This is a genomic window from Psychrobacter sp. Rd 27.2, from assembly GCF_001921755.1.
In the GTDB taxonomy this organism is placed as follows: Bacteria; Pseudomonadota; Gammaproteobacteria; order Pseudomonadales; family Moraxellaceae; genus Psychrobacter; species Psychrobacter celer.
In genome coordinates, this window is record NZ_MRYB01000003.1 from 209,023 (window position 1) to 227,987 (window position 18,965).

Consider the following 18,965-nt stretch of genomic DNA (forward strand, 5'->3'; position numbering starts at 1 on the left):
AGCTCTTTCAAATTTCGGACAGTTAATTATGCAATATAGAATCGCTTTTACAATGTTTTTTACTATATTAATTAGCGCATGTAATAATAACGCTACTACGCAAAACCCAGATGTCCAAACTACCAAAATTCAAACTGAAAAACTTTATCAGGAATTTCAAGGTGGTGAAGCAAAAATTCAACAACATCCAAAAACTCAAAACACTAAATTACCAGGTCAACAGAAGCCCCCTATTACAAATGAAGTTAAAGTAGGTGAAATTATTAGTTTGGATAGTATTAAAAGTATATCTAGTTTTGAAAATGAGCTAAAAGAAATATCAGTTGTTGAGGACTGTGGAGGCTTTCTTGCTCAAGAAGAAAGTGAATATGAAAGTATCCTTCAATATGGGAATATGGCAGTAAACGTAATGAACGATCAAGCGGTTGTATCAAAAGTCATTGGGTTTCCTGATAACTTTAAGTTTAATTACAAAGGACTTGTAGTTGACAGCAATTTCACGTCCAAGGATTTAAACTATGATGACTTTGAAATCTTTAAAAATGAACTTAATTCGTCACAAGAGATAATAGGTATTGAATTTACAGATATAGAAACAGTTTACGACACTTTATTTAGTTTACGGGAAAATAATAGTGATGATTTATTTTATCTATACTTTCTAGATGAAAAAGCCGTCGCTTTGGAGATTGTTGTTCAATGTTAGTTTGTATTGGCATAATAAATCAGCAATAATCTAAATGTATTAGAAATAGATAGATATACTGCATTCATTATAAAAATTATTAGTAAGATAAAAACAAGTTTAAATTGCTCTTGTGAGTTTACTCGTTTATACCCAAAGGATAAAGGACTAAACTCCCATGATTCACTTGATGATATGACACCTGCTGAATACAGGCAGGTGGCTTAATTATTCTACGATGATGTTGTGTTAAGAATGGGGTATTTACATGACGATATTAATTGTTTTACTCTGATCAATTATTTTTTAGTTTGGGGTCAATTCAGTATTCGCAGCTTTAGGGCAGGGCACGGTTTGGGCACGAAATGGTCACGTTTTGGTCACGGTGCTGATTTTTGAGCTTTTAATATGTTAGACAAGCTTAATAATTAGATTAATAAACCAACATGAAATATCGCTACAAGCCCCGGAAAATGGACAAAAAAAGCCTCACTGTTAAGTGAGGCTTTTTAAATATTTGGAGCGGGATAAGAGATTCGAACTCTCGACCCCAACCTTGGCAAGGTTGTGCTCTACCACTGAGCTAATCCCGCTAATTCATCGTTTGATTAACTATCATCAGATGATGAAGGCGTATTATACGCAGTTTTTTTGAGGTGTCAACACCCTTGACGAAAAAAAGTAAAAGTTAGCAAGACAGGTATGTCATCTGCTCATAAATGTATGTTATAACGGTTTCTTATAATATGCATTCCAAAAGATTTGCATTGAAAAATAAGCTGGGATGCATTTTATAGTTTGTTTTTATGATGGTTTTCATCATAGATACCTACCAATCATACATACTTATAATGACAGGTCATAAGGATAAGGAAATGAGTCAACAATATACCATCGCAGATTATTTGTTTGATCGCATCGCAGAAGCGGGTGCAAGTGATATATTCGGTGTACCAGGGGATTTTAACCTCACGTTTTTAGACAATATCATCGCCTCTGACAAGCTGCGCTGGGTCGGCAATACCAATGAGCTAAACGCAGGTTATGCCGCTGATGGCTACGCACGTGAGCGTGGTTTTGCGGCCATGGTGACGACCTTTGGGGTGGGTGAGTTATCAGCGATAAATGCCACGGCAGGCTCTTTTGCCGAGTATGCGCCAGTGCTGCACGTCGTCGGTGCGCCGAGCACAGCGCTGCAAGATGCCAAACGCCGTATTCACCATACGCTTGGAGACGGGGTATTCAATCACTTTATCAAGATGGTAGAGCCTGTGACCGTCGCACGGGCACAGATTACGCCAGAAAACGCCGCCTCAGAGATCGACCGTGTGATCCGCGTGATCCTCAAAAAACACCGCCCAGGCTATCTTCTGTTGTCGCCAGACGTGGCAAAAATGCCGATTTATCCGCCGACGACCAAGCTCGATGACAGTCAAGAAGACATCACCAGTCAATCGGCGCTGGCAGACTTCAAGCAAGCGCTGGCAGAGTTTTTGCCCAACAAGACCACCACGCTTATGGCAGATTTGATGGTGCATCGTTTGGGGTTACAAAACCAGCTAAAAGCGCTAATCGCTGAGACCGAGATTCCTTATACTACGCTGTCATGGGGTAAAACACTGCTTGATGAAAACAGCGAGCGCTGGGCGGGTACTTATGCTGGTGTCGCCTCACGTCCTGTGGTAAAGGACGCCGTAGAAAACTGTGAGTGTTTGATTAAGATTGGCGTGCAATATACTGATACGACGACGGCAGGCTTTAGCCAAAATATCGATCAACAAACAGTGGTCGATTTGCACTATGAGCGGGCGTCTATCAGTGGTCGCAACTTTGCTCCGATTGCGCTAAAGGACTCGTTGCAAGTGCTGCATGAAGTGATGACATCAGGTATCGAAGTTGTACCCAAGCCATTTTGTAAAGAGATGACACCGCATGAGCAAAATGGCAAAGATGATGAGGCTATTCGTCAAGATGATCTGTGGCATATCATCGCTGATCATTTAGATCATAATAATCTGGTGTTTTCGGATCAAGGCACCTCGTATTTTGGCATCAGTGATGTGCGCTTGCCAGAAGGGGTGACTTCTTATGGCCAGCCGATGTGGGGATCCATTGGTTATACGCTGCCGGCCAGCCTAGGCGCTGCCATTGCTTCACCAAATAAGCGTAGCGTGCTGCTCATCGGTGATGGTTCGGCCTTGCTGACGGTACAAGAAATCGCTGTCATGATTCAAGAGCGCATCAATCCGGTGATTGTGCTGATCAATAATGATGGCTATACCGTTGAGCGCGCTATCCATGGCGAAAACCAGTGCTACAATGATATCCCTCGCTGTGATTGGCAGATGATGCCAAAAGCCTTTGGTGCAACCGAAGACAACAGCTTACTGCTCAAAGTCACCACGGCAGGTGAGCTAAAAGCCGCGCTCAAGCAAGCGGCTGCCACCACCGATAAGCTGGTGATGCTAGAGGTGATGGCTGATAAGCATGATATTCCCCCGCTATTGGCCGATATCAGTGCGGCGCTAAAACCAAAAAATGACTGATGGCATGGTGATGCTATACGATAGCTAAAGCAGTCATCTGCTCGCTTGTATTTACTCGTTACCTGACCTCACTTGGCATCTGTGCTGAGTGGGGTTTTTTGTGCGCTTATCGATACGTGCCGGTAGTCATGATTTATTATCAGGTATGGTGAGCGAGGTGGGTATTATCATGATAAATTAGACGGTTAACAGATGATAGGAGAGGCCATATCATGATTTGGCTAAAAATGCTTATGGATGAATTGAAGGTATGGCTGACTAAAATAAACAGATATGAAAGTATTTTTTAAAATAGGATTTTTGCTCTCGCTCGTAGATGTTATTCTTAGAGGTGCTTTGAGCATTTTATTTGCAGTATCACCGATCGCGTCACCATATCGTCAGGTCAGTGCTATCGCACGTGCAATACTTGTCATCACCGATAACCATAGGGCTTAAAATAGATGGATACCTTAAATATCCTGTATCTCGTAGGAGCATTGTTGATTTTTGCCAGTATCATGGCAAGCACGTTATCCGCGCGTTTGGGTGTGCCATTATTATTGTTGTTTTTGATAGTTGGCATGCTGGCAGGCGAGCAGGGTATCTTAGGCATTGAGTTTTCTCAGTACGGTATTGCCAATTTTGTCGGGCAAGCGGCGCTCGCTTGTATCTTGCTCGATGGTGGTCTGCGTACCTCTTTTAAATCATTTCGCGTCGGACTCAAGCCGGCGGTGACGTTGGCCACATGGGGCGTGCTGGCGACAGTGATGGTGCTTGGGGTCTTTGTCACTTGGCTGCTTGATGTCGATTGGCGTTTTGGGCTGCTGATGGCCGCTATCGTTGGCTCGACCGATGCTGCCGCGGTATTTTCACTACTACGTAATGGCGGGGTCAAGCTAAACGACCGCGTGCAAGCCACGCTAGAATTGGAGTCGGGTGCCAACGATCCGCTGGCCATTTTATTGGTGACAGGACTGATTGCTTTAAATGTCGATCCGGCAGGTCAGACCGTGCTTGGTTTTTTGGGTTTGCTGTTGCAGCAGCTGGGCGTGGGTCTGGGCATGGGACTGTTATTTGGCTACCTGCTAGCGCGTCTGTTGCCAAAAGTGCATCTGGCCGAGGGTATGTATGCCATTTTGATACTGTCCGCGGGCCTTTCTGTCTTTGCTGCGACCAATCTGCTTGGCGGTAGTGGGTTTTTGGCGGTCTATCTGACGGGCGTACTGATCGGTAACCATAAGGTGCGCTCGACTGAGCACGTCATGCGCGTGATGGATAGCTTTGCTTGGTTGTCGCAAGCGGTTTTGTTTGTGGTACTGGGGCTGTTGGTGACGCCATCAAACGTCATCAATGTCTGGCATTATTCGGTGGCGATTGCAGCCTTTATGATACTGGTGGCACGTCCGGTTGCGGTCTATACCAGCGTCAAGCCCTTTAAGTTTAAAGACAGAGAGATTGGTTTTATCTCTTGGGTAGGCCTGCGCGGGGCAGTCCCGATTACCCTTGCTATTTTGCCTGTGATGGCTGGCATAGATGATGCCTTTATGTTGTTTGATATTGCCTTTGGGGTAGTGGTGCTGTCATTGATCCTGCAAGGGACGACGATTCCTTTTATGGCCAATGTGTTTCGGGTGCGTATTCCGACCAATAAAGACCCAAAAGAAGAGCATGAAGTTTGGGTGTCAGACAAGGCCAGTATTACCCTGTATGAGTTTGAGGTACAAGCAGGGGCGTTTGCGATAGGTCGCCATCCGCTCGGTATCTCCAACCGTATCAGCCCAGATGAGATCAGTGTGTTTGCCTTGGTGCGCGGTCAGCAAATCGCCGTGGTCGAGGAGGACACCAAACTCAGATATGGCGATAGCGTCTGGTATGCCATGCGCGGCAACCATGCCAGCAAGATCGCCAAGATTTTCAATGACACGACTTTAGACCGCAAAGCCATCGATGACTTTTATGGTGACTGGCTGCTATCACCCAGTGTCAAGCTTGGTGATTTGCCCTTTTTTACCGACATGGTGACCTCAGAGTCGCTGGCAGACACTCTCAAGTATAAAAAGCCAAAAAACACTGAGAGCATGTGGGAGCAGACGGTCGCTGAGTATGTCGCACAAAGCTTAGAGACCGCGCCTGTGTCGGGGGATACGGTAGAGATCGATGATGTATGGTCATTGGTGATAAAGGAGGTCGATGACAAAGGCAAGCTCAGAACGATCGGCCTAAAACATGACGAGCCAGCAAAAGCGCTTTAGTCGTTTGCCGGCTGTGATAGCAGACTCATCATATGCTGCAAAAAATCCGCGACATGCTTATGCAGGTTTTGCCGGTATGCCCAGTGATGCTTGACCTCGTAGCTTGCCTCTTCGGGCAATAGTATTTTCATCATGCCCATCTCCTCATAGCGCTTGGCCAAATCATTAGGCAGATAGCCGACGTGATGACCTGCTAAGATAAGCTGCGCGGTCGCCTCCATATGGTAAGTGGTAGCGCTTAAAGTTTTTGGCCGGACATGATTGATACTCAAGTCGGTAATATAACCGCGTTTTATCCAAGGATGGTTTTGTTCCAACGCCTCAAAACTCAGGCCTTCTGACTCATAAAACAGCTGATGCTCACGCCCGCAGCAGACCACTTGTTTCTCAATAAAGGCCGGCTGAAAGGTCAGTAAAGGCGGAAAACTGCCAAAATACCCCACGCCCAGATCACTCTCATTACTCAGCAGCTTATCTAGCATACTCTCAGGGCTTTGCACATCGATAGAAAAGTGTATCAATGGATTATGACGATAGCTGGCCGCCAAACACTGACGTAACGCTTCATAAAAAAACGTCGGCATCTGATCGATAAGGCACAGGCGAATATGGCCGCCGCGTACGGAGTCTAGTTGGCGAATATAATGCAGCTGATGCTGAAAGCTGGCCACCGCTTCGGTGAAGCTCAAACACGCCTCATAGACTGCCGCACCATCCTCGGTCAGCTTAAACCCTGCGCGCCCGCGATGACAAAGCGTCATTCCCAAACGATCCTCTAAGTGCGTTAAGTGACCACTAATGACAGAAGGCGTCACATTTAAGCGCGATTGCGCTGCGGTTACCCCTTGGCACTCTACAATGGCCATAAAGCTGCGCAAGGTTTTGATGTCTATTTTTATCAGCTCATCTAGCATATATACGCCTCTCCCATATCAAATCCTTGTGGTAAAGCTTCTAATAATAACGAATAAATCGAAGTTACTACGAAAAACCAGAAGTTTACTTCTGAATTTTACCATGGTCTGTGTTCGGATATTTCGGTATTGTCAAAGCATCTGACAAACTGTCTATGACACCAATCAAAACAAGGATGTGAGTGATGAAATTTAATCAACCATTAAGCGGCAACGATATGCCAAGATTTGGCGGTTTTGCCTCTATGATGCGCCTGCCGACGCAAGCAGATGCCAAAGGCTTGGACGCAGCTTTTGTAGGCGTGCCTTTAGACATCGGCGCATCAAACCGTAGTGGTGCCAGGCTGGGCCCAAGACAGATTCGTGATGAGTCGCGTATGATTCGCCCTTATAACGTCGCCACGCGCGCCGCGCCCTTTGAGTCTTTGCAAGTCGCTGACATTGGCGACGTACCTATCAATACCTTTAACCTGCAAAAAAGCGTCGACATCATCGAAAAATTTTACACCGATAATATCGTCAGTCATGGCGCGATTCCATTAACACTGGGCGGTGATCATACCATTGCCCTGCCTATCCTACGTGCACTTGCTAAAAAACACGGCCCTGTCGGGATGGTGCATATCGATGCGCATGCTGATATCAATGACGAGATGTTTGGCGAAAAAATCGCCCATGGCACGCCGTTTCGCCGTGCTGTCGAAGAAAATCTAATCGATGGCAACCGCGTGGTGCAGATTGGCCTGCGCGGCACCGGCTATAGTGCTGAAGAGTTTGATTGGTCAACTCAGCAAGGCTTTCGCGTGGTGCCAGCCGAGGAGTGCTGGTACAAGTCGCTGACACCGCTCATGGCAGAAGTGCGTGAAAAGCTCGGCGATGGCCCTGTCTACTTGAGTTTCGATATCGATGGGATTGATCCTGCGTTTGCACCGGGTACGGGCACGGCTGAAATTGGCGGCTTAACCTCCACCCAAGGCATCGAGATTATTCGCGGTATGCGCGGCCTTGACGTAGTCGGTGGCGATTTGGTCGAAGTGTCACCACCCTACGATCCGTTTGGTAACACCTCGGTACTCGCAGCAAACTTGCTGTTTGAGATGCTTTGTATCTTGCCAGGTGTGCGCTATGACGATAAGGTCAAAGCGTTATATTAATTGGCCTGTGTTGGGCAGGATACTACTGCAGGCCAATTAATATTTAGGCCGTAAATACTATTGAAATTTTTAGGATGATCGACTCATGACCCAAGTAATGCAAACGCCTTCTTTATCGCCAGACACCTCGTCTCTGACCTGTGGTGAGCTACTCGTTCAGTGGCTGGCGTATTATGGAGTGGAGACTGTATTTGGTATCCCCGGTGTGCACACGGTCGAGCTATACCGTGGCCTGCCGAGTAACAATATCCGCCATGTGACGCCGCGTCACGAGCAAGGTGCAGGCTTTATGGCCGACGGCTATTACCGCGCGTCTGGCAAAGTCGGGGTGTGCTTTATCATCACCGGCCCTGGCATGACCAACATCATGACAGCAATGGCGCAAGCCTTGGCAGATTCTATTCCAATGTTGGTGATTTCTAGTGTCAATAAAGTTAAAGATACGGGCAGCGGTGAAGGGCACTTGCATGAGCTGCACGACCAGCAAGGTATGGTCAGTAAGGTTGCGCTTGCAAGCAAAACCATCTGGCAACCTGAATCCTTGCCTAAGGTCATCGCCGAAGCCTTTGCCATGTTTGATGGCGCGCGTCCGGGACCAGTGCATATTCAGCTACCTATCGATGTGATTACCGCTGATGCCAGTCATGTCGCCAAGCCGCCTAAAAATGATAAGAGTGTAGCAAGTTTGGCGCGACCGCAGATCACAAGACCGCTGCCTAATCCTGCGCAGCTTGATTTGATCATTGAGCAGCTAAAGAGCGCAAAAAATCCAGTGTTGCTTTACGGTGGCGGCTGCGTTGATGTCGATCACGATGCACAAAGGCTGGCAGAGCTTATCGATGCGCCGACGTTTTTGACCATCAATGCCAAAGGCTTGTTGCCACCTAGTCATCCGCTGAGCTTGGGGAGCAATCAGTCGTTAGAGGCGGGGCGCGCCGTCATTAGCGAGGCCGATGTGGTATTGGCGATCGGTACCGAGCTTGGTGAGACTGATTATGATGTGTTCTTTAATGGCGAGTTCCAAATCAATGGCACACTCATTCGTATTGACTGCGACGCTCAGCAATTGCAGCGGCCATTTCGTGCAGATATCGCGGTGTTGTCCGATGCACAAATGGCCATTAGCGGCCTATGCACAAGTTTAGAGGGGCATCAGCTAAATCATCAAGCCGCCGCACGCGTAACCGAAGCAAAGCAGGCGTTGATCAAAGCGATGACACCTGACTTTGCCGGTCAAAACGCCCTGCTTCAGCTGATTCGAGATGAGGTGGAGGATGTCATCTTCGTTGGCGATTCGACGCAGCCTGTCTATAGCGGCAACCTTGGCTTTGAGGCATTGGCGACCCGTAAGTGGTTTAACTCGTCGACGGGGTTTGGCACCTTGGGTTATGGCTTGCCTGCCGCCATTGGCGCCATGATTGGCTCAAGTGCGCCCGTTATTAGCCTTATCGGCGATGGCGGCATTCAGTTTACCATTGCCGAGCTTATCTGCGCCGCCGAGCTTGAACTGCCATTGATCGTCCTACTTTGGAACAATCAAGGATATGGTGAGATTCGCCGCTATATGGAGGAGGGCGGGCTGCCACTGATTGGGGTCAATATCAAAACACCAAAGTTTGAGCCATTGGCCGCAGGGTTTGGCGCAGGCTATCGCCGAATTACCGATAAGCAGCAGTTATTAGAGGCTTTGCAAACAGACATAAGTGGCAAGCAGCCAATGGTTTATGAGGTGGATGAAAGCGATGCGTTTTTGTCAAAAATGAGTCAAGACTTTACCTATTTTGGCTAATCATCTTTTGGCTAGTCATTTGCATGAATGAAAAATAACCAACAAAACCGTATCACGCTGTTTTTTCGCTGAAACGAGGGACCGGGCAGGCAGCAGAAAGGAAAGCTGGCGTCGTCGCCTATCAAGGAGGAATTAAATGACGAACTATATCGATAAGTCGCAGCAGCCGCTATTGGGCAATGATGCTGTCGAACCTACCACTCCACAAGGGGAGCGGTGGCGCGCCTCAATGTGGAAGTTTTTACTGTTTTCTGCGCTGGGTTTGGCGCTGTTTATCATCCCGTTTAAATGGGAGGGTAAGGTCACCATTTTATTGGGCGTGCTGACAGATACTCTGCAGGCCTCACTTGGGGACTACGTGGTGTATGCTGCACTGGCCATTGTGACTTTGTCTTTGGTTGGGGCGCTGGCAGTCAAGCTCGTTAGACCAGAGATTCATGCAGACTCCATGACGGCAAAGCTTTTTGATGTCGATTGGTTTTGGCTTGCCGCGCGGTTTTTTGGGGCGCTGTTTGCCTGGATGATTTATTTACAAGTCGGTCCTGAGTTTATTATCAATCGCAATACTGGCGGGGTGATTTTTGAAGACTTAATTCCCATTTTGATTCCTTTATTCTTCTTTGCCATTTTATCTCTACCCTTTCTCACTGACTTTGGTCTGATGGAGTTTTTGGGTACCTTGGCCAGCAAGGTGTTTGTGAAGTTGTTTAGATTGCCTGGGCGCTCTGCAGTCGATGCCATGTCTTCTTGGTTTGGCGCGGCCTCTATTGGCTTACTGGTGACTATGCAGGAGTACAATAAAAGCTACTATAGTCAGCGTGAAGCGGCGATTATCGCTACCACTTTTTCGGTGACATCCATTGCCTTTACCTATGTCGTTGCCAAAACCATTGGCGTCGATAATAACTTTATCTTCTTTTATCTGACCATCGCCTTGACAGGGTTTATCGCCGCTATCATTATGCCGCGCATACCGCCATTATCGCTAAAACCAGATACTTATCATTCTGGCAAAAGCATGCTGGATGAAGGCATTCCTGCGCAGTATTCTACTTACCAATGGGCGGTCAATCGTGCCGTCACGCGCGCGCACTCTATGCCAAGTTTGGGTAGCGTGTTTAAGCACAGCCTAAAGAATTTGTTTGATATCTATTTTGGTTTGATTCCGGTGATTTTCGCTATCGGTACCATTGGGCTTGGTTTAGCAGAGTACACCCCTGTGTTTGATTGGCTGTCTGCACCACTTGTGCCATTGCTTGAGTTGTTGCAAATTCCAGAGGCGACTAAAGCTGCGCCAGCGATGATTATGGGCTTTGCTGATATGTACTTGCCAGCCTTGGTCGGCAAAAGCATCGAGAGTGAGATGACACGCTTTATCGTCGGGGCGGCTTCTATTACCCAGGTTGTTTATATGTCTGAGGTGGGCGCGCTGATATTAAAATCAAATATTAATCTGAACGTCTTAGAGCTGTTTATGATTTTTATCTTACGTACGCTGATCAGCTTGGTGGTGATCACCTCAGTGGCGCATCTATTGTATTAATCGTGATGGTAACCATCATTTGGCATTAAAAAAGCAGCGAACATTTAGCGTAAAGATAGTTTTATCAATAATATAAGGCAACCGAGTATCATGGAAACGACCAATTCTTTATCTTTAACAAGAGCCACCGCTCAGCAAAGCATAAAAAATGATTTAAGGTTAAACGCGGCTTATATCGATGGTGATTGGGTCACGGTTGAAGCCTCTGAGTCAGTAAGTGATCATGCTTTGTATGACCCAAATACCGGCGAGGTCATCGCAACGACTCGTTTGTGTCATAGCGCACAAGTAGAGATGGCTGTCACGGCCGCCGCTCGCGCTTATCCGTCTTGGTCACAAACCAGCGTGGGCACACGAGCGCGCTATTTACAGGCGATTGCCGATACGATGGAGCAGCAGTTTGATAAGCTGGTTGCACTGTCGGTATTGAATAACGGCAAGCCGATTGCAGAGGCGACGATAGATGTCGGAGATGCCATCACCTGTTATCGCTATTATGCCAATCTTACCATCGAGCAGGAAACATGGTCTAAGGTCAGCACCGACGAGACGGGCATACGCTTATTGAAAACTTACGAGCCTGTTGGTATCTGCGCCCTTATTGTGCCTTGGAATTTTCCGATGGTGACTACCGCCTGGAAGCTAGCACCCGCGCTGGCAGCAGGATGTACCGTTATTCTCAAACCGTCAGAGGTGACACTATTGCCAGAGCTGATGCTGGGTAATATATTGTCCGCTATACAGCTGCCAAAAGGCGTGGTCAATATCCTCCCTGGCGCGGCAGAGGTGGGCGCTGCGATGACCAGTCATCCGCTGATTGATAAAGTTTCCTTTACCGGTAGTAATAGCGTTGGCGAAAAAGTGATGCGCCAAGCTGCAGAAGGTATCAAAGACATCAGCCTAGAGCTGGGCGGTAAGTCCGCTATCGTGGTATGTGCAGATGCTGATATCGACTATGCCTGCGACGTGATCATAGGCGGTATCTTTACCAATGCTGGGCAGATTTGTTCAGCGACCTCAAGGCTGCTTGTCCACCAAGACATTGCCGAGTCATTATTTGCAGTATTAAAAACAAAAACAGAAACTCTGAAAATAGGCGATGGTTTTGCGGCGGACACGCAAATGGGGCCATTGGTCAGTGCTCAGCAGCTGGCGCAGGTCAAAAAATATATCGATATTGCAACTGAAGAAAACCTGCACTGCCTAACGGGTGGCACCCTCTTAGCGCGTCAAGGCTATTTTGCTGCGCCGACCATTTATACCGAGGTACCAGCGACCAGTCGCTTGTGGACAGAGGAGGTGTTTGGGCCTGTGTTGGTGAGTGCGACCTTTGCAGATAACGCGCAGGCGATTGCGTTTGCCAATGATAGTAAATATGCCTTGGCTGCGAGTATTGTCAGCGCTGATGAGCATGCAGCGTTAGAGATGGCACGGCACATTCGAGCCGGTCATATTTGGGTCAATGAGCAGCAAATCGTTGTGCCCGAAGCGGGCTGGGGCGGGTTTAAACAAAGTGGTATCGGCCGAGAATTAGGGACTGATGGCTTATCTGCTTATCAAAAGAGTAAGCATGTTTTGCTACCGTCTTAATTGCCGTTTTGATGACTGTTTTTATGAATGCTCTTATGTCTCTGTCAAAAAACCCCCTGTATAGAACGCCTATATAGGGGGTTTTGGTTAATGCGTAGCCAGTAGCAATTGAATAACTGCGACCTACCACATCAAGTCATCTGGAATCACGTAAGCGGCATAAGGATCGTCTTCTGCCAACGCGTCTTCGGCAGTATCGTTTGATACCACCATAAAGCCTGTCATCTTAGCATCTATACGGTCAGCTAGTGGGCGTGGTATCAGGGCATAGCTGTCCTCTAGGCGTGCTATGACCACATGGCCTGCGACGATTTGATCATAGAGCTTTTGGGTGATATAAATCTTTTTGATTTTTGTATCATCCACAAACTGATAAGTAATCTCACCTTGTGTATCAGTGAGCTGATGCTGCTTAATCATCTGAATGATATTGGCTTTTCGTGTTTTTTCTTCTAACGCTCGTTGTTTTTCTTGATTGAGCTTTTGGTCTTTTTTCAGCTTTTTTGCTTGAGCTTCTGCCAGCGCCTTTTTGGCTGCTGCGCTGTCTGAGTCGCCAGTACGTTTGGCATGCTCTGCTTGTTTGCTGATTTTTTTGGCCTTTTTGCTATCGACCAAACCAGCTTTTAATAATTGAGCCTGAAGGGCGTTTTTTGCCATAATTCACTCACCTAAATCCACTCATTGAAACCGCGATATGTCACTTACAACATCCAAGCCCTGTATTGTAGCAAAATTTGCTAAGAGATGGGGTGTGAGTCTGTCAGACATCGCTGGATGATATAGGCCAAATTGGGTATCATCAAGGCAGTGGCTGAGGTTTTAGCATCTGGCCATATTAAACGAGCTATATAGCTATAAATAGCGGTATCGGGGTAAATAACGATGATTAAGGACAGATTATGACAACATCGCAGCACATTTTGGCTTGTATCGATGGCTCGGCCGTGACCGCATCCGTCTGTGATTATGCCGCATGGTACGCCAATCGAGTAAACTTACCCGTTGGTCTGCTGCATGTCAGCGATGTGCCAGCGTCGTTTAGACGTGATCTGTCAGGGGCGATAGGGATTAATAGCCGTGAGTTTTTGTTAGAGGAGCTGGCGCAGTTAGACGAGCAAAGAGCTAAGGTGGTCAATAGCTATAGCAATGCGCTGGTGCAGGATGCCAAAAGCCATATTCGTAATAAGTTTGGTGATCTTGAGGTGCTTATTTATCAAAGACGAGGCAAGTTACTGCCAGCCATTGAGCATTTTGCCACAGCAAACCGCGCCATCGTGATGGGTCGCCGCGGAGAAGATCACAAATATAGCCGCATCAATATTGGTAGTCAGATAGAGACGGTCGCCCGTGCCTCTGATATTCCCGTGGTGATTTGCTCAGAGACGTTTAAAGAGCCGCGCTCGTATATGATTGCGTTTGATGGTAGCAAGACTGCCATAAAGGCGGTACAAATGGTGGCTAAAAGCCCTATGTTAAAAGGTCTCGATAGCCATGTCGTGATGATTGGCAATCATAATGATGCCGCCAAACAAAGCCTAAGCGCGGCCGCTGCCCAATTACAAGAGGCGGGTTTTAGCGTAAAGGCGCATCATTTATCGGCCTCCGATGCGGTCGATGGTCTATTAAAGTTTCAATTAGACAATGACATCGATATGATGGTGGTGGGCGCATACGGGCATTCAAAACTACAGCAGTTGTTTTTGGGCAGCACCACCACAGAGATTATCGCCAGCACGTTGTCGCCTGTGGTTTTGCTACGTTAGCCGTTTGTTTTTTTGGGATAATACGCAGTTTTTGGACAGTATACTATGTTGATTAATGCAGATTTTACTCGCGTCGCCACCTCACTACCCAAGCAGCAGCAATGGGTAAAATCACCGCAAAAGGGGATAGAGCGCATCATGCTCGATCGTGTGGGTGCAGAAAAAGCTCGTGCCACCAGCTTTGTGCGTTATGCTCCTCAGTCTGACTTTCCGCATCACCGCCATCCGGGCGGTGAGGAGATATTTGTGCTGGCAGGGACGTTTTCTGCCGATGACAAACATTATCCAGCAGGCTGGTATTTACGGAATCCGCCAGCCTCAGGTCATAGGCCTTATAGTGATGAGGGAGCGATGATCTTTGTAAAGCTATGGCAGATGCCAGTAGATGAGACACGCTATGTGGCGATCGATACCAATAAAGCAAGCAATTGGCAGCGTCAAGGCTCGCGCAGTGTCTGCCAGCTGTTTGCTAGTGACTATGAGCACGTCAGCTTGCAGCGCTTGGACGCAGGTGAGCTGCTATTTACTGAGGCCATCAGCGGCGGTGCCGAAATCATGGTGCTGGCAGGCGAGTTGTACGCTGACGGTGAGACTTTTTCGCGCTATAGCTGGATACGCCTGCCGACCGAAACGCCATTAGAGATGGTATCTGGCCCTAGCGGCGCGACCGTCTATATCAAGACGGGGCATCTGGCGCAGGTCATTGGCGTGCGCTAGTCAACTAAAAAGTAGTTGTAGATTGAGAGACGCTTAATGACTATATTTAATAACAATTATACATAGCTATTGATGTATACATGCTAAAAACTGATATTAAACAGGCTTCCGTCATGGAGGCCTTTTTAATAGCTATTCTTTGATTGATTTCTCAGATAGGCTTTAGTAAGGTTTGAGACATAAAACCAAACGATTGATCAATATCATTCAATGCTAATGCCTAAAACCTTATATGACAAATTTCTTAGATAAAAAAAAGTACAGTTTTACTTTCGCACGATGTCGTCAGGCTATGCTACTAATGATAGGTGCTTGGGTTTCTGTCAGCTCCTATGCGGTAGTGACAGACTTACAGATCAATAGTCTGATCAAACAGTCTATTGAAACGCATCCTTTGGTAGGCTCAGCCCGGGCGCAACAGGAGGCAACCACAGAAGGTATCAATGCCGCTAAGCTAAACTTGTTGCCGACGCCCAGCATATCTTCAGGTTATGACCTTGATAATGAATTTGTGTCACAAGTCACCATACGTCAACCGCTATGGACGGCCGGTAAGCTGACAGCGGATGTCAATCAAGCCATATTCGATGACAAAGCTGCCGTAGAGCACATCTACGAGCAACAAAACTTGGTTGCCAAAACAACCATCGAGGCATGGCAAGGATACATTCAGGCCATCGCTCAGCAGCGTATTCATGCTGATGCCTTAGAGCAGCTGCATGAGTTTGAGGCGATGATGCAGCGCCGCGTGAAGCAAGGGGTTTCAGCGCGTATCGAGCTTGATTTGGTAACCAATCGCATTTTGCAAGAGCAGCACGCTTATCAAGCTGCTATTGAGCAGCAGCGTATAGCCGTGGCCAGACTTGAGCAAATCATCGGTGAGCCTTTGTCTCGCAGTAGTGCTATGAGCCTACCTGAGATCAAAATTTTGGTGGATCAAGCAAAACAACAGTCTGCCAGTTTTGAGCGTATGGCGTTTGACCAATCCAGCTTTTATAACCCTACTGTTGTAAAAGAGCACTTTCAGATTGAGTCTGCCAAACAAGGCGTCGAAGCCCAACAAGCGGCACGATATCCCACAGTATATGCGCAATACGAACACGCTTACTATCACGACGACCACACAGATACAGGCAAGTTTTCTTTGGGATTAAACTATGCTCCAGGTGCTGGGTTCTCTAACTTGGCACTCGCGCGCGCGTCTCAAGCGCAAGTCAATAGCTTGGTTCAAAACCAAGAAGCGGCGCGCCGTCGAGTGATAGAAGATATACAGGTGCAGTACCAGCAGTTTGTCAGTGCCAAAGACCGAGAAACCTCACTGGTCGCGGCGGCGGCGGGCGCGCAAATCGTGGTCAGCTCGTATCGCAGACAGTTTATCGCTGGTCGTAAATCATGGCTAGAGGTGCTAAATGCTGTACGTGAACACAATGATTATCAAGTACAGCTGGTGCAAACTCGAGCCAGCTTATTAGGAGCCTTTTATAAGTTACAAATTGATTTTGGCGTGATGCCGTGGCAAAAATTTGCCGCCAACCGAGCGCCTGTCAACTTATTTAAACCATTAGATAGCGTCAACAACTGGATGGGTAAAAAAAGTAAAAACGCAGATAGCAAAGCGCTCGGTTATCAAGCACAAGGACCAGAGGACTATATCAATATCAGATTGCCCGCGAGCGCTGAGGATGATCTCAACAACGGCCAGTATATTATGCTAGAAGAGGATTACCTTATCACGCCCTAAAAGGATTTAGATAAAGGTATCTCTTAACGATAAGATAAGTGATTAATATGAGCACAAATTCGCAAGTGACATCCTCCCAATCTGTAATGCCAAATCAAGCCGCCCCAAGCCCTGTGCAGAGTGAGTTGACTAAAACACTGATAGATGCGGTGAGACATCTACTGGGTCAGCAAGGCTATCCGGTCGATAATATACGTCTGCATGATGTCATTGAGCGTCATCAGGAGCTGTTTGATAGGCAAGGTAAAAGTCTTCATGAGTTAAGTGGTGTGTTGGCGATATTTGATGATATTGGCGTCAAAGATATTCCTGAGGTGTTGCAAGAGCCAGATGCTGCTTTTTTGCCTTTGCTTGCTTATCGACCAGATATGGGCTGGGGGGTGGTCGATGGCCAAACCCCACAAAAAAACTGGCGGTTTAGACAAGAGGATGCCAGCACCCCGACGCGCACTGAACAGTTAGCGCTTGTCTTACGTGTCCGTCTAAAAGAGGATCATATCAAGCAGCGGACGGCCTCATTTTCTGATTTATTAAAATCAGATCTCAGTAATTACAAAGGCGTGTTATTTGAAGCCGTGATTGCCACCTTTCTCATAAATATGTTGGCACTGGCAGTGTCTTTATTTTCTATGCAGGTTTATGACCGAGTTATCCCGACCCGTAGCGAATACACACTTATTATTTTAGCGAGCGGCGTCATGTTGGTGATTTTATTCGAAGCCTTTATGAAGTTTTCGCGCTCAAAAATCATGGACAAAGTCGTGGTTGGTCTTGATCAGTATTTATCACGCGAAGTGTTTCAGCGTTTGTTAAAGGTACGCATCGATCAGATGCCAGGTTCGGTCGGCTCTATGGCCGCTCAGCTACGTGGATATGAGCAAGTGCGTGGTTTTTTTACGGCCAGTACGCTGTTTGGTTTGGTCGATATACCCATGACTATTATATTTATCAGCTTGGTGGCTTTTATTGGCTCACCACTGGTCGCGGCCGTCCCAGTCGTGGCTGCACTAGTCGCGATCGTGATGGGGCTGTTTGCCCGTAAACGCATCGATATCATTGCAGCAGAAGGTGCGACCGCCTCTTATTATAAAACAGGTCTTTTGGTAGAAGCCGTTGAGGGGGTGGAGACGATAAAAGCGGGGGCGGGCAGTTGGAAGTTCTTGTCTCGTTGGCTTGATGTGATGAATATCACCGTCAAAAACGACTTGGATATGAAACATACCAATGACAACTTAACTTACTTTACTCAAATGCTGCAGCAAGTGAGCTATGTGGGTATTGTGATAGTGGGCTCTTTTGTCGTGATGCAAGGTGATATGACCATGGGTGGCCTGATTGCTTGCTCTATTTTGGGTGGCCGAGTGTTGGCTCCAGTAATGGCTATACCCAACCTACTGGTACAGTATTCTCATGCCAAAGCCGCCAAACTCAATATCGAAACGCTGTTTTCGCTTGAGCAAGACAATCAAGGAGTCGCTTATCCCTTATCACCGACTCGTATCAATGGCAACTACCAGTGTGATGGTTTGGTGTTTAATTACCAAGGCAATGACAGATCAGCGCTTGCGATTGATAAGCTAAGCATCAAACCAGGAGAGCGCATTGCGATCTTGGGGCCCATTGGTTCAGGGAAGTCGACCTTGCTAAAAGTACTCGCGGGCTTGTATGCACCGACCAAAGGCCGAGTACTGTTGGATGGTCTAGATATCCATCAAATCAGTCGTGAGACGTTAAGTGAGCGCGTGGGGTATTTGCAGCAAGACCACAGGCTGTTTCAAGGCACGCTAAGAGAAAACCTACTGATTGGTATGGCAGCGCCCAATGATGATGTCCTACAAGACGCCCTAAATAAAACAGGGCTTATCAATCTTGTATCTAGCCACTCAAGCGGCCTTGATTTGCCCATTAGTGAAGGCGGTAAAGGCTTATCAGGCGGGCAAAAGCAATTGGTTGCCTTCACTCGCTTATTACTAACAAAGCCGGATGTGTTTTTATTAGATGAACCCACCGCCTCCATGGACAATCGCCAAGAGCAGCGCTGTTTACAAGTGCTAAAGCAGGAGCTGACAAAAGGCCAGACCTTTATCGTCTCTACGCATAAAACCGCTCTTTTAGACTTAGTCGATAGATTGATTATCATGGACAATCAACGCATAGTGATAGACGGACCAAAACAAGCAGTGCTTGATAGCTTAAAAAGAAACGAACAAGCTCAACATCAAAACACCATCAAAAAAAGAGGAAAAACGACCGATCAGATCAATAAAGACTCACCAGACAATTAAGGTA

Annotated in this window: 13 protein-coding genes and 1 tRNA gene; 11 read left to right on the top strand and 3 right to left on the bottom strand. The window is 47.1% G+C overall.

The window, feature by feature from the left end:
• Positions 1-28 precede the first annotated feature (28 nt).
• Positions 29-706, top strand: coding sequence for a hypothetical protein (locus tag BTV99_RS04600; protein WP_075101193.1), 678 nt, complete (start codon positions 29-31; stop codon positions 704-706).
• A gap of 497 nt (positions 707-1,203) precedes the next feature.
• On the opposite strand, the gene BTV99_RS04605 is transcribed toward BTV99_RS04600, so the two are convergent.
• A tRNA-Gly gene (locus BTV99_RS04605) sits at positions 1,204-1,278 on the bottom strand.
• Between the two features lie 282 nt (positions 1,279-1,560).
• Here BTV99_RS04605 and BTV99_RS04610 point away from each other — a divergent pair.
• Both BTV99_RS04610 and BTV99_RS04615 read left to right on the top strand, forming a co-directional pair.
• On the top strand, positions 1,561-3,231 hold the full coding sequence (locus tag BTV99_RS04610) for an alpha-keto acid decarboxylase family protein (RefSeq protein WP_075101194.1): 1,671 nt from the start codon (positions 1,561-1,563) through the stop codon (positions 3,229-3,231).
• 443 nt (positions 3,232-3,674) lie between these two features.
• The gene (locus BTV99_RS04615) at positions 3,675-5,465 is read left to right on the top strand and encodes a potassium/proton antiporter (protein ID WP_075101195.1); all 1,791 of its coding nucleotides are present in this window, start codon (positions 3,675-3,677) and stop codon (positions 5,463-5,465) included.
• Here the strand turns inward: BTV99_RS04615 and BTV99_RS04620 are convergent.
• Complete coding sequence (locus tag BTV99_RS04620; protein WP_075101196.1) at positions 5,462-6,379, bottom strand: LysR family transcriptional regulator; 918 nt, start codon at positions 6,377-6,379, stop codon at positions 5,462-5,464. The two genes, BTV99_RS04615 and BTV99_RS04620, sit on opposite strands and share 4 nt — an antisense overlap.
• A gap of 185 nt (positions 6,380-6,564) precedes the next feature.
• Here BTV99_RS04620 and speB point away from each other — a divergent pair, with 185 nt between their 5' ends.
• From speB to BTV99_RS04640, 4 genes are all read left to right on the top strand, one after another.
• The gene (gene speB, locus BTV99_RS04625) at positions 6,565-7,533 is read left to right on the top strand and encodes an agmatinase (RefSeq protein ID WP_075101197.1); all 969 of its coding nucleotides are present in this window, start codon (positions 6,565-6,567) and stop codon (positions 7,531-7,533) included.
• A gap of 85 nt (positions 7,534-7,618) precedes the next feature.
• On the top strand, positions 7,619-9,322 hold the full coding sequence (locus tag BTV99_RS04630) for a 5-guanidino-2-oxopentanoate decarboxylase (protein WP_075101198.1): 1,704 nt from the start codon (positions 7,619-7,621) through the stop codon (positions 9,320-9,322).
• A gap of 136 nt (positions 9,323-9,458) precedes the next feature.
• A complete protein-coding gene (locus BTV99_RS04635) occupies positions 9,459-10,865 on the top strand; it encodes a YjiH family protein (RefSeq protein WP_075101199.1) in 1,407 nt (468 codons plus the stop codon).
• Positions 10,866-10,955: 90 nt separating this feature from the next.
• Complete coding sequence (locus BTV99_RS04640) at positions 10,956-12,455, top strand: aldehyde dehydrogenase family protein (protein WP_083608526.1); 1,500 nt, start codon at positions 10,956-10,958, stop codon at positions 12,453-12,455.
• Positions 12,456-12,578: 123 nt separating this feature from the next.
• Here the strand turns inward: BTV99_RS04640 and BTV99_RS04645 are convergent, their stop codons facing one another.
• Positions 12,579-13,112, bottom strand: coding sequence for a DUF2058 domain-containing protein (locus BTV99_RS04645; RefSeq protein WP_075101200.1), 534 nt, complete (start codon positions 13,110-13,112; stop codon positions 12,579-12,581).
• A gap of 242 nt (positions 13,113-13,354) precedes the next feature.
• Here BTV99_RS04645 and BTV99_RS04650 point away from each other — a divergent pair, with 242 nt between their 5' ends.
• The 4 genes from BTV99_RS04650 (at position 13,355) to BTV99_RS04665 (ending at position 18,961) form a co-directional block, all read left to right on the top strand.
• Positions 13,355-14,218, top strand: coding sequence for a universal stress protein (locus BTV99_RS04650; RefSeq protein ID WP_075101201.1), 864 nt, complete (start codon positions 13,355-13,357; stop codon positions 14,216-14,218).
• Between the two features lie 45 nt (positions 14,219-14,263).
• Positions 14,264-14,935 carry a cupin domain-containing protein gene (locus tag BTV99_RS04655; RefSeq protein WP_075101202.1) on the top strand — a complete coding sequence of 224 codons (672 nt, stop codon included), beginning with the start codon at positions 14,264-14,266 and terminating at the stop codon, positions 14,933-14,935.
• A 292-nt stretch (positions 14,936-15,227) separates the two neighbouring features.
• Positions 15,228-16,676: a TolC family protein gene (locus tag BTV99_RS04660; protein WP_075101203.1), complete on the top strand. Its 1,449-nt coding sequence runs from the start codon at positions 15,228-15,230 to the stop codon at positions 16,674-16,676.
• A 47-nt stretch (positions 16,677-16,723) separates the two neighbouring features.
• The gene (locus BTV99_RS04665) at positions 16,724-18,961 is read left to right on the top strand and encodes a type I secretion system permease/ATPase (RefSeq protein ID WP_083608528.1); all 2,238 of its coding nucleotides are present in this window, start codon (positions 16,724-16,726) and stop codon (positions 18,959-18,961) included.
• Positions 18,962-18,965: the final 4 nt, after the last annotated feature.

Bases quoted from the DNA above. Each gene is read 5' to 3' on its own strand.
- BTV99_RS04600 (WP_075101193.1), top strand. From the start codon at position 29: ATGCAATATAGAATCGCTTTTACAATGTTTTTTACTATATTAATTAGC.
- BTV99_RS04610 (WP_075101194.1), top strand. From the start codon at position 1,561: ATGAGTCAACAATATACCATCGCAGATTATTTGTTTGATCGCATCGCA.
- BTV99_RS04615 (WP_075101195.1), top strand. From the start codon at position 3,675: ATGGATACCTTAAATATCCTGTATCTCGTAGGAGCATTGTTGATTTTT.
- BTV99_RS04620 (WP_075101196.1), bottom strand. From the start codon at position 6,379: ATGCTAGATGAGCTGATAAAAATAGACATCAAAACCTTGCGCAGCTTT.
- speB (WP_075101197.1), top strand. From the start codon at position 6,565: ATGAAATTTAATCAACCATTAAGCGGCAACGATATGCCAAGATTTGGC.
- BTV99_RS04630 (WP_075101198.1), top strand. From the start codon at position 7,619: ATGACCCAAGTAATGCAAACGCCTTCTTTATCGCCAGACACCTCGTCT.
- BTV99_RS04635 (WP_075101199.1), top strand. From the start codon at position 9,459: ATGACGAACTATATCGATAAGTCGCAGCAGCCGCTATTGGGCAATGAT.
- BTV99_RS04640 (WP_083608526.1), top strand. From the start codon at position 10,956: ATGGAAACGACCAATTCTTTATCTTTAACAAGAGCCACCGCTCAGCAA.
- BTV99_RS04645 (WP_075101200.1), bottom strand. From the start codon at position 13,112: ATGGCAAAAAACGCCCTTCAGGCTCAATTATTAAAAGCTGGTTTGGTC.
- BTV99_RS04650 (WP_075101201.1), top strand. From the start codon at position 13,355: ATGACAACATCGCAGCACATTTTGGCTTGTATCGATGGCTCGGCCGTG.
- BTV99_RS04655 (WP_075101202.1), top strand. From the start codon at position 14,264: ATGTTGATTAATGCAGATTTTACTCGCGTCGCCACCTCACTACCCAAG.
- BTV99_RS04660 (WP_075101203.1), top strand. From the start codon at position 15,228: ATGCTACTAATGATAGGTGCTTGGGTTTCTGTCAGCTCCTATGCGGTA.
- BTV99_RS04665 (WP_083608528.1), top strand. From the start codon at position 16,724: ATGAGCACAAATTCGCAAGTGACATCCTCCCAATCTGTAATGCCAAAT.